At 62.3% G+C, this 13,729-nt stretch carries 13 protein-coding genes and 1 tRNA gene; 7 read left to right on the top strand and 7 right to left on the bottom strand.

Translation table 11 applies throughout. The features are described 5' to 3' along the window. Positions 1–54: 54 nt before the first annotated feature. The gene (gene rplQ, locus FHW96_RS21290; protein WP_168603809.1) at positions 55–471 is read left to right on the top strand and encodes a 50S ribosomal protein L17; all 417 of its coding nucleotides are present in this window, start codon (positions 55–57) and stop codon (positions 469–471) included. A gap of 86 nt (positions 472–557) precedes the next feature. Here the strand turns inward: rplQ and FHW96_RS21285 are convergent, their stop codons facing one another. Beyond that, on the bottom strand, positions 558–1,988 hold the full coding sequence (locus FHW96_RS21285) for an AMP nucleosidase (protein WP_172342587.1): 1,431 nt from the start codon (positions 1,986–1,988) through the stop codon (positions 558–560). 203 nt (positions 1,989–2,191) lie between these two features. Between FHW96_RS21285 and FHW96_RS21280 the strand changes: the two genes are divergently transcribed. Beyond that, a complete protein-coding gene (locus FHW96_RS21280; RefSeq protein ID WP_216651000.1) occupies positions 2,192–3,139 on the top strand; it encodes an amidohydrolase family protein in 948 nt (315 codons plus the stop codon). Between the two features lie 72 nt (positions 3,140–3,211). On the opposite strand, the gene rplI is transcribed toward FHW96_RS21280, so the two are convergent. Genes rplI through rpsF form a run of 3 tightly spaced genes read right to left on the bottom strand, consistent with a single transcriptional unit; the run spans position 3,212 to position 4,408 of the window. Next, positions 3,212–3,805 (bottom strand): 50S ribosomal protein L9, encoded by a 594-nt coding sequence (gene rplI / locus FHW96_RS21275; protein WP_172342585.1) that lies wholly within the window; start codon positions 3,803–3,805, stop codon positions 3,212–3,214. A 12-nt stretch (positions 3,806–3,817) separates the two neighbouring features. Then, the gene (gene rpsR, locus FHW96_RS21270; RefSeq protein WP_127710389.1) at positions 3,818–4,042 is read right to left on the bottom strand and encodes a 30S ribosomal protein S18; all 225 of its coding nucleotides are present in this window, start codon (positions 4,040–4,042) and stop codon (positions 3,818–3,820) included. Between the two features lie 3 nt (positions 4,043–4,045). Beyond that, complete coding sequence (gene rpsF / locus FHW96_RS21265; RefSeq protein ID WP_168603805.1) at positions 4,046–4,408, bottom strand: 30S ribosomal protein S6; 363 nt, start codon at positions 4,406–4,408, stop codon at positions 4,046–4,048. Between the two features lie 295 nt (positions 4,409–4,703). On the opposite strand from rpsF, the gene FHW96_RS21260 reads away from it, so the two are divergent. Together FHW96_RS21260 and ybaK are read left to right on the top strand one after the other, a co-directional pair. Then, on the top strand, positions 4,704–6,545 hold the full coding sequence (locus tag FHW96_RS21260) for a methyl-accepting chemotaxis protein (RefSeq protein WP_172342584.1): 1,842 nt from the start codon (positions 4,704–4,706) through the stop codon (positions 6,543–6,545). A 54-nt stretch (positions 6,546–6,599) separates the two neighbouring features. Then, on the top strand, positions 6,600–7,073 hold the full coding sequence (gene ybaK, locus FHW96_RS21255; RefSeq protein ID WP_172342583.1) for a Cys-tRNA(Pro) deacylase: 474 nt from the start codon (positions 6,600–6,602) through the stop codon (positions 7,071–7,073). Positions 7,074–7,085: 12 nt separating this feature from the next. Here ybaK and FHW96_RS21250 read toward each other — a convergent pair whose 3' ends face one another. Together FHW96_RS21250 and FHW96_RS21245 are read right to left on the bottom strand one after the other, a co-directional pair. Continuing rightward, positions 7,086–8,318, bottom strand: coding sequence for a dihydroorotase family protein (locus tag FHW96_RS21250; RefSeq protein WP_172342582.1), 1,233 nt, complete (start codon positions 8,316–8,318; stop codon positions 7,086–7,088). Beyond that, complete coding sequence (locus tag FHW96_RS21245; RefSeq protein ID WP_172342581.1) at positions 8,315–9,337, bottom strand: aspartate carbamoyltransferase catalytic subunit; 1,023 nt, start codon at positions 9,335–9,337, stop codon at positions 8,315–8,317. Before FHW96_RS21245 ends, FHW96_RS21250 begins: the two co-directional genes overlap by 4 nt. A gap of 115 nt (positions 9,338–9,452) precedes the next feature. Here FHW96_RS21245 and sppA point away from each other — a divergent pair, with 115 nt between their 5' ends. After that, positions 9,453–11,345, top strand: a complete 1,893-nt coding sequence (sppA, locus tag FHW96_RS21240; protein WP_172342580.1) for a signal peptide peptidase SppA — start codon at positions 9,453–9,455, stop codon at positions 11,343–11,345. A gap of 2 nt (positions 11,346–11,347) precedes the next feature. Here the strand turns inward: sppA and FHW96_RS21235 are convergent, their stop codons facing one another. Continuing rightward, on the bottom strand, positions 11,348–11,758 hold the full coding sequence (locus tag FHW96_RS21235) for a hypothetical protein (RefSeq protein WP_172342579.1): 411 nt from the start codon (positions 11,756–11,758) through the stop codon (positions 11,348–11,350). A 246-nt stretch (positions 11,759–12,004) separates the two neighbouring features. Here FHW96_RS21235 and FHW96_RS21230 point away from each other — a divergent pair. Further along, positions 12,005–12,089: transfer RNA gene (locus FHW96_RS21230), tRNA-Leu, on the top strand. Positions 12,090–12,142: 53 nt separating this feature from the next. Then, positions 12,143–13,666, top strand: a complete 1,524-nt coding sequence (tig, locus tag FHW96_RS21225; RefSeq protein ID WP_172342578.1) for a trigger factor — start codon at positions 12,143–12,145, stop codon at positions 13,664–13,666. Positions 13,667–13,729: the final 63 nt, after the last annotated feature.

Raw genomic sequence — 13,729 nt, 5'->3', positions numbered from 1 at the left:
CGCCTGGATCGGGGTACCTGAAACGGCCCCCCTACGAACGCGAAGGAACATACAATGCGTCATAAGTACGGCCAGCGTAAGCTGAACCGCACCAGCCAGCATCGCCAGTCGCTGCTGCGCAACCTGTCGGCTTCGCTCATCAAGCATGAGCAGATCCTGACCACTGTTCCCAAGGCCAAGGAACTGCGCCCCTACCTCGAAAAGCTGATCACGCTGGCTAAGCGTGGCGGTCTTTCGAACCGTCGTTTGGCGCACGCCCGCCTGCAGGACGATGCTCAGCTGGTTAAGCTGTTCGACGTCCTGGCTTCGCGCTATTCGGATCGCAACGGTGGCTACACCCGCGTGATCAAGGCCGGCATCCGTGCATCGGACGCTGCGCCGCTGGCGATTATCGAACTGGTTGACCGTGACGTGGCCGCTAAGGGCCAGGACTCGGGTCCGGTTCTGACTGCGGATGAAGGTGAGGAATAATTCTCGCTGATCTTCCAAAGGTCGCAATAGAAAACCCGCCGTGGCAGATGATGCCACGGCGGTTTTTCTTTGCCCGTAACGGGTAATCAGCGGAATGGCGGCTCGCGGAAAGCGCGCAGCTTGCGTGAATGCAGCCGCTGTCCCTCGGCGCGCAGCAGATCGACCGTGGTGGTGCCGATGGCCAGATGGGCGGCGATGGCTTCCTCATAGAAGCGGTTTGCCTGTCCGGGCAGCTTGATCTCGCCATGCAGCGGCTTGTCCGAGACGCAGAGCAGCGTGCCATAGGGAACGCGGAAGCGGTACCCCTGCGCGGCGATGGTTGCGCTTTCCATATCGATGCCCACCGCCCGGCTCAGGCTGAAACGCTGGGCTGAGAGCGTGTAGCGCAATTCCCAGTTGCGATCATCGGTCGTCACCACAGTGCCGGTGCGCAGACGCTTCTTCAGGTTCGCGCCGGTCTGGCCGGAAATGATCTCGGCGGCATGTTCCAGCGCCCGCTGCACTTCTGCAATGGCCGGGATGGGGATTTCGGGCGGCAGGACCGGATCGAGCACATGATCATCGCGCAGATAAGCATGGGCCAGCACATAATCGCCGATCTTCTGCGTATCGCGCAGGCCGCCGCAATGACCGATCATCAGCCATGCTTCGGGCCTTAAAACCGCAAGGTGGTCGCAGATCGTTTTCGCATTGGAAGGGCCAACGCCAATATTGACCAGCGTGATCCCGCTGCGGTTCGGACCGATCAGGTGATAGGCGGGCATCTGATGCCGCCGCCAGGCCGTGTCGGAGAGCAGCACACGCGCATTGTCATGCCGCTGGGTCAGATACAGCCCGCCCGCACCAGACAGCGCCGTATAGCCGTTCTCGCCCAATTGCTGGCCCGCCCAATCGACGAATTCATCGACATAGCGGTGATAGTTGGTGAAGAGAATATAGCGCTGGAAATGGCTGGGGCTGGTGCCGGTGTAATGCGCCAGACGCGCGAGGCTGAAATCGGTGCGCAGCCCGTCGAACAGGGCCAGCGGCATGACCTGCCCATCCTGACCCATATCGACCAGCCCGTCGGACAATTCATCGCCGATCAGCGCCAGTTCGGTGGTCGGGAAATGCTGTGCCAATTCCCATGGCCGGGCCGAGGTGGCGTTGGTGGCGTCCAGCACATAGGGAAAGGGGATCTGCTGATTCGACCGGGCGACTTCGACCGTGATTTCATAATCTTCGGCCAGTGTCAGCAATTGCTCGTCAAGATAGCCTGCAAACAGGTGGGGCTTGGTGACGGTGGTGGCATAGGAACCGGCATCGCTGAGACGGCCAAAGGCGCGACTGGCATCGGGATGGGTCTCGTGGCCGGAATAATGGACACGCAATTCGGGATAGCACCAGGCGTTTTCGGCAATCCGCGAGGCGGGCGGGATCGTGCCATTTTCGGCAAAGGCCGCAATATCGGCCCGCAATGTGGCGACGGCGGCATCATAGATGGCGCTCAATTGGGTGATGATTTGCTCTGTGTTCATGGGGTAAAACTATCGCACTTGCGCTGCGCTGCAAGAGGGGGCGAAGAAATGGCTGACTTGACGGCGTAAGATTGGCGCGCAAGGATGGCTGCGCGGGCGCGAAACAGGGAAGGCGTCCCGACATTTCATCCCATGGGAGAGAGAGAATGCGCAAGACGGGCCTGCGAGCCGCTTTAACCGCATCTATGCTTGGTAACGTTTTCATGATTGGCACAGCCATGGCGCAGAACGCCGCAGGCGAGCCCGGCCCGGTGATCGACGTGCATATGCACGCTGGGGAATTTGCCAGCGGGGGCATGCCGATGTGTCCCAATGCTGACCGTTTCCTTGCCTCGGACCCCGCCGATGGACCCGAGGCATCGTTTGGTTGGTCGAAGGAGGATTGCACGCCGCGCCTCTATCCGGCGGCCAAGGGGCAATATATGCCCGAGGTGCTGGCCGAGATGAAGCGGTTGAATGTGACCGGCGTGTTCTTTGGCGATCCGGCTGAGGTGAAGAAGTGGCAGGCCGCCGCGCCCGAGCGCGTGATCCCTGGTACAGCCTTCAAGAGCGTAACTACACCCGATCAGGCCGATCAGTTAAAGCGGCTCGAAGTGTCCTTCACCAAGGATGGCTTCAAGGTGATGGGCGAGATCGGCCTGCAATATGAAGGCATTTCGCCCAGCGACATGCGCGCAGAGCCCTATTTCGAGCTGGCCGAAAAGCTGGATATTCCTGTGGCGATCCACATGGGCACAGGCGGCTCTGGGCGTTCGAATGTCTCGCGCTCCAGCTTCCGCGGCTCGATGGGTAATCCGCTGCTGCTCGAAGACCTGCTGGCCCGCCATCCCAAATTGCGGATTCAGGTGATGCATGCCGGCTATCCGATGGCCGAAAACATGCTCACGCTGCTTCAGGCCAACAGCCATGTCTATGTCGATATCGCGGGCCTGATCTGGTCCTATCCGCGCAAGGAAGTGAATCGCTATATCCAGCGCCTTGTCGAGGGCGGGTTTGGCGACCGGGTGATGTATGGCACCGATCAATTGCTGTGGCCGGGGCTGATGGCCTATTCAATTGGCATCATTCAAAACGCCGACTATCTGACGCCTGAACAGAAGCGCGATATTCTGTATAACAATGCCGCGCGTTTTCTGCGGATCAAGAAGTAACGCATAGAAAAAGGGGGCGCGGTTTCCCACACCCCCTAATTCTTTTCGGGCCCGGAGGCCTGCGAAAACCGATTACTCGGCTTCCGTTTCACCTTCCAGCAGGTCCGACGGAATTTCGCCGGGCTCTGCGTTGGGGTCATAGGCTTCGGTGAAGCCGCCCACGGCGTTGTCGAACAGCGCTTCCGAGATGTTGACGCCCTGAGCCTGCAGTTCGGCTTCGTCGGGCGAACGGGCAACGTTCACCTTGACGGTCACCGAGACTTCGGGGTGCAGAGCAACGCGAACGTCATAGATGCCGATCGACTTGATCGGACGTTCCAGAACGATCATCGCCTTGTTGACCTTGGCGCCTTCGGCGTTCAGGCCATCGGCGATGTCGCGCACCGAAACCGAGCCATACAGGTGGCCGGCGTTCGAGGCGGCGCGGATCAGAACCACGCTCTTGCCTTCGACGTCACCCGACTGGCCTTCGGCAGTAGCCTTGGCTTCCGCGTTCCGCTTTTCGATGTCGGCGCGCTGGGCTTCGAACACCTTGCGGTTGGCTTCGTTGGCGCGCAGCGCCTTCTTGTTGGGCAGCAGGAAGTTACGGGCGTAACCGTCCTTCACGGTGACGACGTCACCGATGTGGCCCAGCTTCTCGATACGTTCGAGGAGAATGATCTGCATGGATTTTCTCCCTTACTTTACGAGGTAGGGCAGCAGGCCCAGATGGCGGGCGCGCTTGATCGCCTGGCCCAGTTCACGCTGCTTCTTGGCAGAAACGGCGGTGATGCGGCTGGGAACGATCTTGCCACGTTCGGACATGAAGCCCTGAAGCAGGCGGATGTCCTTATAGTCGATCTTGGGAGCGTTCTTGCCCGAGAAGGGGCAGCTCTTGCGACGACGGAAAAATGCACGAGCCATGGATCAAGCCTCCTCGCGTTCGCGGCGACGGCTGCGCTCGCGATCGTTCTTGCGCATCTGGACCGACGGGCCAGCTTCCAGTTCATCAACGCGAACGGTGATGAAACGGATGATGTCTTCGTTGATACCGATCTGGCGCTCCAGCTCGGCGGTGACGCCGGCGGGGGCTTCAACGTTCAGCATCACAAAGTGAGCCTTACGGTTGCGCTTGATCTTGTAGGCGAGGTTCTTGAGACCCCAGGTTTCGGTCTTGGTGACCTTGCCCCCGTTGGTTTCAATGATCTCGGTGGCGGTGGCGGCAAGCGCATCAACCTGCGCTTGGCTCAGATCCTGGCGAGCCAGGAACACGTGCTCATAGAGAGCCACGGCAGCTTCCTTTTCATCCGTTAACCGATCGCTGGCTTGTCCGCACGATTGCGGGGCCCCTCCGGCTTTCTTCGCATATCATGTGCGCGGGCTGCGAATCCGCACTTTCAGAAGATGCGGCCCTTAGCGAAATTTGGCCCCAAGGCAAGGATTTTTGCGTGAACGCATCCGGCCGGGCCTGTTGCAAACCTTCGCTTTGCGCAAGGCTAAGTATTTCGACAGGGCAATTCGATACGACGCGCCAACCACTCCTTGTTACGGTGCAATTGCGTGCAGGCAACGGGATTGAAGTGGCATGATCGGTGACAAGGCTAGAATTGGCAGTCGGCTGATCTTTGCCGTCGTTGGCCTTGCCATTATTCTGTCGGCCGCCGCGATTTTCCAGATCCGTTATGGCGGGCCGATTTATCGCAAATATGCGCTTCAGGATGAATTGGTGGCCGATATACTGCCGCCGCCCGCCTATGTTGTCGAACCTTGCCTCGAAGCCTCGCAGGCGATGCTTCATCCGGAACAGGCGGGGCTGCATCTGCAAAATCTGGCTGCGCTGGAAAGGGACTATCTGGCCCGCAAAGCTTATTGGCAGACCGCTCCGATCCCGGCTGATCAACTCGAGGTTCTCAAACAAAGCCAGGCCTATGCCGATGCTTTCTGGAGTGCGCTGAACGCCCGGTTCTCCCCGGCGGCTCGGGCAGGCGACGAGGCCGCGATGCGCAGGATCTATGACGAGGAACTGGCCCCGGCCTATGCCAGACAGCACGAGGCTATCCTGCGGCTGGTCAAAATGTCGGGTGATTTCCGCGCGGCAGAGCATCGTTTCGACGATCCGCTGGTGATTGCGGCGCTGGTTCTGGTCGGCGTGATGATGGCGCTGGTGGTTGGCGCCATTGTGATGGCCCGCCGCTTTATCGACCATGGCATTGTCTTGCCGCTTCAAGCCACCGCGCAGGCGATGGGGCGTATGGCGCAGGGCGATTATTCCTTTGAGGCCGAAGGGCGCGAGCGGGGCGACGAAATCGGCATCATGGCGCAGGCCATGGAAGTTTTCCGTCAGGCCGGTCTTGCCCAGAAGCGGGCGCAGGTCGAACAGAAACAGGTGGTCGATGCGTTGAGCGGCGCGTTGACTCAACTGGCCGCCAAGGATCTGGAACACCGTCTGCACGATGCCTTTCCGCCCGAATACGAGGCCCTGCGCGAAAATTACAATCATTCGGTCTCCTCGCTGATGGATGCGCTTGGCACGGTTCGCGTGGGCGCGGGCGGGGTGATGCGCTCGGTCAAGGAGATCAAGGCCGCTGCCGACGATCTGGCCGGCAGGAACGAGACGCAGGCCGCCAGCCTTGAGGAAACCGCCGCCTCGCTGCGCGCGGTGTCCGAAACGGTTCAGGCCTCGGCCCAGACCGCCGCCGTGGTGCGCGCCGCCACGCAGGAGGCCCATCGTCAGGCCAGCGACGGCGGCGATGTCGTGGCCCATGCGGTCGATGCCATGGCCGCCATTGAGCAATCATCGCAGCAGATCAGTCAGATCATCAATGTGATTGATTCCATTGCCTTTCAGACCAACCTTCTCGCGCTCAACGCCGGGGTCGAGGCCGCGCGGGCGGGCGAGGCGGGGCGCGGCTTTGCCGTGGTGGCCAGCGAGGTTCGCGCCCTGGCCCAGCGGACGGCAGATGCCGCGCGCGATATCAAAAGCCTGATCCAGAATTCCTCCACTCAGGTCGAGGCTGGCGTCGATCTGGTCGGGCGTACGGGCGAACGCCTGCAGGGCATTGTGGCAAAAGTTTCGGAAATCAGCGTTCTGATCGAGGAAATTGCCGAAAGCTCTCAGCGGCAGGCGACCAATATTCGCGTGGTCAATGACGCCGTAGGCGATATGGACCGCATGACCCAGCAAAATGCCGCGATGGTCCAGCAATCCACCAGTTCGACCCGCAATCTCTCGCAGGAAGCTGAGAAACTGACTCAACTGGTGTCGGGTTTCCGCACCCGCGATGCGGCGATCCGACGCGAAAGGGGCGATGATCCGGTGCCTTTCCGCCGCCAGTCGACGCTGCAACGAACCCGGCCCGCGCCCGAAGTGCGCCATCGTCCCTCCGGTATGGCCAAGGCCGTGGGCGATGACTGGAGCGAATTTTAGGCTCTGGGCAAAGGCTTCGCGGGCGGATAGAGCCATAGGCCAAGGAGGCGCCCCATGGCCAAGGCAACGCGCGCAACGCAATTTCTCGACCGCGCAGGCGTGACTTACACGCTGCACACCTATGATTACGACCCCGACGCCGACAGCATCGGTCAGGCCGCCGCCGCCGCTCTGGGCGAACCGGCGGGGCGGGTGTTCAAGACGCTGATGGTGCTGGCCGATGGCAAACCGGCCTGTGTCATCGCGCCCAGCGACCGCGAGGTGGCGATGAAAAAGGCCGCCGCCGCGTTGGGTGTGAAACAGGCGGTGATGATGAAACCGGCCGATGCCGAGCGAATTACCGGATATAAGATCGGCGGCATCAGCCCCTTTGGCCAGACTCGCAAAGTTCCCGTGGTGCTGGACGCCAGCGCGCGGGAATGGGAAAGCATCTATATCAATGGTGGGCAGCGCGGGCTTCAGGTCCGTCTGGCCCCCGATGATGCGATAAGCGCGCTGGGGGCCAGACAGGCCGAAATCGCCGTTTAGTCGACTTGTGTTTTAGCCGACTTTCAGGCCGCCCTTCCACAGGGCCAGAACGCGGCCCTGCACGCCCTGACCGTCAAACGGCGTGTTGCCCGCAGCTGCCGCCATTTTGTCCGAGGAAACGATCCACGGGCGATCCGCGTCGATGATGGCGATGTCGGCCTGCAGGCCCACCTCCAGCGCACCCGCATCCACGCCCAGCAAGCGCGCCGGATTGGTGGCCAGCAGGCGGAAGGCGGTCGCCATGTCGATCACCTCGTCGCGCACCAGATTCATCGTCAGCGGCAGCAGCGTTTCGGCCCCCGCCATGCCTGGTTCGGCATCGGCAAAGGGCAGGCGCTTATCCTCCGGCCCGCGCGGATCGTGGCCGCTGGCGATCACGCTGATCGTGCCATCGCCAATCGCCTCGATCACGGCCTTGCGATCGTCCTCGCGCCGCAGAGGCGGCGAAAACCGGCAGAAGGTGCGGAAATCGGCCAGCGCCGTGTCCGAGAGCATGAAATGCGCGGGCGTCACGCCTGCCGACACTGCCACGCCCCGCTTTTGCGCTGTCCGGATCAGATCCAGTGCGCCGCGCGTGGTGATCTGGCGGAAATGCAGCTTTGCCCCCGCCATTTCGGCCAGAGCAATATCGCGCGCGACCGCCAGCGCCTCGGCCTCGACCGGGGCCGAGGGCAGGCCAAGTCGGGTCGCCATCTCGCTGGCCGTGGCGACGGCATTGCCCGCAAGGCCGCTGTCCTCGGCATGGGCTATGACCGTCATGCCCAGCATCGCGCAATAGCGCAGCAGGCGCAGCATCGTGCCCGAATCGGCGATCCAGTGGCGGCCGGTGGCCACAGCCTTGGCGCCCGCATCGCGCATCAGGGCGATTTCGGCGATGTCGCTGCCTTCCAGCGCGCGCGTGGCGGCGGCAAGGGGATGGACCCAGAGGTCGGGCTTGCCGCTCTGCGCCGCATAACGCACGGTTGAGGAGCGATCCAAAGGCGGGTTCTGATCGGGCATCAGCGCAGCGCGGGTGATCCCGCCGAAATGCAGCGCGGGCTTGTCGATGGCAAACACACCCAGATCGACCAGACCCGGCGCGATCAGCTTGCCGCGCGCATCCTCAACCCGGTCGCCCTCCTGCGGAGCCACATCGGCGCCGATGGCCACGATCCGGTCGCCATCGCAACGGATCGCGCCCGGAACCGCGGCGCCTTCGCGGGTGATGATCAGGCCGTTGGTGATGGTCAGAGCATCCTGTTTCATGCCCAGCTTCCTTTTTCTTCTCTGGGCTCGGCCCAACCGGGCAATCCGCGAGCTTTCCTCGTCAAAACTTCCAGACAGGCCATCCGCATCGCCACGCCCATTTCCACCTGTGTCGTAATCAGGCTGCGCCCCGGCAGGTCGGCCACGTTGGAGTCGATTTCCACGCCCCGGTTCATCGGGCCGGGGTGCATGACGATGGCATCGCTCGCCGCCCGCGCCAGACGGTCCACCGACAGACCGTAGAGATGACGATATTCGCGCGGCGAGGGGATGAACTGGCCGGTCATGCGCTCGTTCTGAAGGCGCAGCATCATGACGACATCGGCGTCTTTGAGCGCGGCGTCAAAGTCGTGATAGGGCGACACGCGCATCCGCTCGATGTCTGCGGGCATCAGGGCGGGCGGCGCACAGACGCGCACATCGGCGCCAAGAGCGGTCAGCGCCAGAATGTTAGAGCGCGCCACGCGGCTGTGCAGAATATCGCCGCATATCACCACCTTGAGGCCGACAAATTCGCCCTTGGCCCGCTTGATGGTCAATGCGTCGAGCAGGCCTTGCGTGGGATGCTCATGCTGGCCATCGCCGGCGTTGAGCACCGGGCAGTCCACTTTTTCCGCTATCAGCCGTACCGCGCCCGAAGAGGCATGGCGGATCACGATCGCATCGGCGCGCATGGCATTGAGCGTCATGGCCGTGTCAATCAGCGTTTCGCCCTTTTTCACGCTGGACTGGCCCACCGACATGTTGACCACATCGGCACCCAGGCGCTTGCCCGCGATTTCAAACGAGAGCAGCGTGCGCGTCGAATTTTCGTAAAAGGCGTTGATGATGGTCAGCCCGCGCAGGTGATCGACCCGCTTGGTCGGCTGACGGTTCAGTTCCACCCATTGTTCCGCCTCGTCGAGCAGAAAGAGGATCTCATGCGGGGCAAGGCCGGCCAGACCGAGCAGCCCACGGTGCGGGAAGGCCAGAGAGCCCGCAGGGTAGCGGCTCTGGCTGGAGGAGTTTGCTGATGTCATTGAAGAGAGCGCTCTAAACCTGTGGTCGGCCCGGCTCAAGAGGAAAGGGCCGTTTGTCCACTTCTCTGTTGGGCAAATCCTTCGTAGGGTGGGCGGGCAAGACAACGGAGAAGACATGGCTTTTGCAAAATCGGTGTGGCGGCTGCTGGTGGCCATCAAGGACGGGCTGATGCTGGCCTTGCTGCTGCTGTTTTTCGGCTCGCTCTATGCCGCGCTCTCGGCCCGGCCCGCGGCTCCGCAATTGCGCGAGGGTGCGCTTCTGATCGAGATGAAGAGCGCGGTGGTCGAGGAATTGCAAAAGACCGATCTGCAAAGCGTGCTGACGGGCAATGTGGGCGACCCGGAGCTGCGCGAGCGCGATGTGATTCGCGCGCTGCGCGGAGCGGCCACAGATGAAAAGATCAAGGCCGTGGCCATCGACATGAGCAAATTCGGCGGCGCGGGCTTTGTCCATGCCGTTGAAATCGGCGATGCAATGGATGTCGTGCGCAAGGCGAAGAAGCCTGTGCTGGTCTATGGCACGATGCTGGGGGATCGCGGGTTGCTGATCGCTTCGCATGCCAGCGAGATCTGGATCGACCCGCTGGGCGGCGCCTATGTCGAGGGGCTGGGCGGGCAGAACCTCTATTTCGCCAAATTGCTGGAGCGGTTGAAGATTTCGGCCCATGTCTTCCGCGTGGGGACATATAAGGATTTCGTCGAACCCTATATCCGCGATTCGATGTCCGATCCCTCGCGCGCTGCGCGCAAGGCGCTGCTCGACACGATCTTTGCCCAGTGGCGCGAGAATGTGTTGAAGGCACGGCCCAAGGCGCAGGTGGATAAGGTGGTGGCCGATCCGGTGGGCTGGTTCAAGGCCTCGGGCGGCGATGCGGCCAAGGCTTCGCTGGCGGCCGGATTGGTGGATAAGATCGGCACGCGGGCGCAATGGGGCGATGCCATCGCCAAGATCGCGGGCGAGGACAAATCGGGCGATGAAGTGCCCGCGCCGGGCAGTTTTGCCCATACCACGCTGGCGGCGTGGCTGGCGGGCCATCCGGACAAGAAGGATGGTCGCGTGATCGGCGTGGTGACGGTGGCGGGCGAAATCACCGATGGCAAGGCAGGCCCCGGCAGCGCAGGTGGCGAGCGGATCGCCAAGCTGATCGATGCTGCTTCGACCAAGAAGTTGGCCGCGCTGGTGGTGCGGGTGGATTCGCCGGGCGGGTCGGTGACGGGTTCGGAGGCCATTCGCGCCGCCATCCTGCGGCAAAAGGCGCGCGGGGTGCCGGTGGTGATCTCGATGGCCAATGTCGCGGCCAGCGGGGGCTATTGGGTCTCGACATCTGGGGCCAAGATCTTTGCCCAGCCCGGTACGATTACCGGTTCGATCGGCATCTTTGCCGTGATCCCCAGTTTCGAGCGTGCGCTTGAGGGCTGGGGCGTCAAGGGCGATGGTGTCCGCACCGGGCCTTTGGCCGGTCAGCCCGATGTGCTGACCGGGTTGACGCCGGAGATCGAGCAGATTTTGCAGGCGAATATTGAGTCGGGCTATGGCCGCTTTGTCGGTCTGGTCGCCGCCTCACGCAAGAAAACGCCCGAGGAGGTGGACCGTATCGCGCAGGGCCGCGTCTGGGATGGCGGCACCGCGCATCAGATCGGGCTGGTCGATGGGTTTGGCGGGCTGGATGCCGCGCTGGCCGATGCGGCGGGGCGCGCCGGGATCAAGGATGGCGCGTGGCATGCGGTCTGGCTGGGCGATGAGGTCGGGCCGGTCGATCAGATCCTGCGTCAGTTTGGGGCGCAGGATAATGAGGCCGGTGATGATGATGCCGCTGATTGGGTGGGCATGGTGACCCAGCGCCAGCGGGCGCGTCTGGCCTCCGCAGTGGTGGGGGCACAGCGGTTGATGGCGGTGCGCGGGGCGCAAGCCTATTGTCTGGAATGCGAGGTGGGGGCCTCGAGGGCCGGCCCGACGGGCCAGACCCGTTCGTGGATGATGGTTCTGGCCCGCTGGCTGGCGCTTTAGGCTTATTGGGTGGCTCGCGAATGGGTCGCCTCGATTTCGGCCAGAACGACGAGGCGGTCCTGACGCGCCGCCTCGCGCAGGGCCAGATTAAGATCGCCCATAGCGCGGTTTGCCGCCTGTTTCACATGGCGATTGTCGGCATGGCATGGGCCGTACAGCGACCCATTCGCCTTTTTGACGATGGGCAGGCGGCTTATAAAAGCACCATCGCCCAAGCGTCGCTCGACGATCAGCCGCGCTTGCCAATGGCATGAGCGTTCATGGCCGCGGGTAGGGGCATGGGCGCCCATCGCCACCGTGTGCAATTCGATATGGGCGTTGTAATGCAGTTCTATCGCCTTTTCCCGATAGGACAGCGTTTCGGCATGGGTGGCGGTTCCGGCAAGCGCCGCCGCCAGCAACACATGAAGCATAATTACCTCCTGCTTGTTGGCCCGTATGGTTTGTTGTCTCGGGCCTGATCCGCAGGTAGGCTTGGCGTGTTGCTCGCCCGTTGCTGGACGGTTTAAAATGCCGCTTGGTGGGCTTGGAGAGGGCTTGGGTGCGGCCAAAGGCGGTGCGGATACGCGGTTTGCGCGAGATCTGCGTTTGGGTGCTTGCCCTTTTGGTCCAAGCTCTCTAAGGCCCCCCATCTGAATTTGACGTAGCTTCGTCTTCATGCGGGCGTGGCGGAATTGGTAGACGCGCTGGTTTTAGGTACCAGTATCGTAAGATGTGGGGGTTCGAGTCCCTTCGCCCGCACCAGTCTTCCGCCCCGTGCAAGCGACAGTTGCGAGTTGGGAAGGCGTTGAATTATCATGCAGATTGTCGAAACCACCAATGAGGGTCTGAAGCGCGGCTTCACCGTGACGATCCCCGCCGGCTTCATTGCCGAAAAGATCGAGAGCGAAGTCGTCAAGATCGCTCCCCAGGTGCAGCTGCCCGGTTTCCGCCCCGGCAAGGTGCCCGCGAATCTGGTCAAGAAGCGCTTCGGCGCGCAGGTTCATCAGGATGTGCTCTCGCAGACCATCCGCGAAGCGCTGGACAAGCTGGTCGCTGACCACGCTCTGCGCCCCGCCACGCAGCCCGATGTCGCGCTGGGCGAAGGCTATGAAGAAGGCAAGGACGCCGAGCTGACCGTCAGCCTCGAAGTGCTGCCCGTGATCTCGGCCCCGGACCTGACGGGTCTCAAGCTGGAAAAGCTGGTCGTTCCCGTCAAGGACGAAGCCGTTGATGAAGCCGTCACCCGCATCGCCTCGTCGGCCAAGCGCTTCAACGACGCCGAAGAAGGCAAGGAAGCCGAAACCGGCGACCAGCTGATCATCGACTTCGTGGGCAAGCTGGACGGCGTTGAATTCGACGGCGGCAAGGCCGAAGACGCGGCGCTGGAAATCGGCGCCGGCCGTTTCATCCCTGGCTTTGAAGAACAGCTCGTCGGCGCCAAGGTTGGCGACGAGAAGGTCATCACCGTGACCTTCCCTGAGGAATATCAGGCCGCTCACCTCGCCGGCAAGGAAGCCACCTTCGACATCACCGTCAAGTCGGTGAAGGTTGCCGGTGAAACCGTGATCGACGACGAATTCGCCAAGAGCCTGGGTCTGACCGATCTGGATCAGCTCAAGGGCCTGCTGCGCGGTCAGCTGGAAGGCGAGACCGAAGGTCAGACACGCACCCAGATGAAGCGCCAGCTGCTCGACATTCTGGCTGATGGCGCCGAATTCGACGTGCCCCCCAGCATGGTCGAAGCCGAATTCAACCAGATCTGGGAACAGTTGACCCAGGAAGCCAGCCGCGAGGAAGATCCCGCCGCCGCTCTGGCCGAAATTGAAGCCGAGAAGGAAGACTATCGTAAGATCGCCGTGCGCCGTGTGCGCCTCGGCCTCCTGCTGTCGGAAATCGGCCAGGCCAATGGCGTGGAAATCACCGCCCAGGAATTCCAGATGCTGGTGTCGCAGGCCGCGCAGCAGTATCGCCCGGAAGACCGTCAGCGCTTCGTTGAATACGTCCAGTCCGAACCGATGGTTGCCGCCCAACTGCGTGCGCCGCTCTATGAAGAGAAGGTTGTGGACTTCCTGTTCGACAAGGCCGAAGTCACGACCCGCGAAGTGACCAAGGAAGAGCTGCAGGCCGCCATCGAGGCCGAAGAAGGCGAAACCGGCCACGTTCATGGTCCGGATTGCGATCACGACCATGGGCACGACCACGAAGAAAAGCCTGCCGCCAAGAAGAAGGCTGCGCCCAAGAAGAAGGCTGCTGCCGAGGGCGAGGAAGCTGCTGAGGCCGCTCCCAAGAAGAAGGCTCCGGCCAAGAAGAAGGCTGTGGAAGAACCGGCTGCTGAATAAGCGCCCGGCTTCGGCCTGATGAAAGGCCCGCTTCCCGGATAGGGAAGCGGGCCTTCTCTGTTA

This window comes from Novosphingobium sp. SG751A, from assembly GCF_013149295.1.
Lineage (GTDB): Bacteria > Pseudomonadota > Alphaproteobacteria > Sphingomonadales > Sphingomonadaceae > Novosphingobium.
The sequence above is the reverse complement of the archived record's forward strand: the minus strand, read 5'-3'. Positions and strand labels throughout refer to the sequence as shown.

Bases quoted from the DNA above. Each gene is read 5' to 3' on its own strand.
- rplQ (WP_168603809.1), top strand. From the start codon at position 55: ATGCGTCATAAGTACGGCCAGCGTAAGCTGAACCGCACCAGCCAGCAT.
- FHW96_RS21285 (WP_172342587.1), bottom strand. From the start codon at position 1,988: ATGAACACAGAGCAAATCATCACCCAATTGAGCGCCATCTATGATGCC.
- FHW96_RS21280 (WP_216651000.1), top strand. From the start codon at position 2,192: ATGATTGGCACAGCCATGGCGCAGAACGCCGCAGGCGAGCCCGGCCCG.
- rplI (WP_172342585.1), bottom strand. From the start codon at position 3,805: ATGCAGATCATTCTCCTCGAACGTATCGAGAAGCTGGGCCACATCGGT.
- rpsR (WP_127710389.1), bottom strand. From the start codon at position 4,042: ATGGCTCGTGCATTTTTCCGTCGTCGCAAGAGCTGCCCCTTCTCGGGC.
- FHW96_RS21260 (WP_172342584.1), top strand. From the start codon at position 4,704: ATGATCGGTGACAAGGCTAGAATTGGCAGTCGGCTGATCTTTGCCGTC.
- ybaK (WP_172342583.1), top strand. From the start codon at position 6,600: ATGGCCAAGGCAACGCGCGCAACGCAATTTCTCGACCGCGCAGGCGTG.
- FHW96_RS21250 (WP_172342582.1), bottom strand. From the start codon at position 8,318: ATGAAACAGGATGCTCTGACCATCACCAACGGCCTGATCATCACCCGC.
- FHW96_RS21245 (WP_172342581.1), bottom strand. From the start codon at position 9,337: ATGACATCAGCAAACTCCTCCAGCCAGAGCCGCTACCCTGCGGGCTCT.
- sppA (WP_172342580.1), top strand. From the start codon at position 9,453: ATGGCTTTTGCAAAATCGGTGTGGCGGCTGCTGGTGGCCATCAAGGAC.
- FHW96_RS21235 (WP_172342579.1), bottom strand. From the start codon at position 11,758: ATGCTTCATGTGTTGCTGGCGGCGGCGCTTGCCGGAACCGCCACCCAT.
- tig (WP_172342578.1), top strand. From the start codon at position 12,143: ATGCAGATTGTCGAAACCACCAATGAGGGTCTGAAGCGCGGCTTCACC.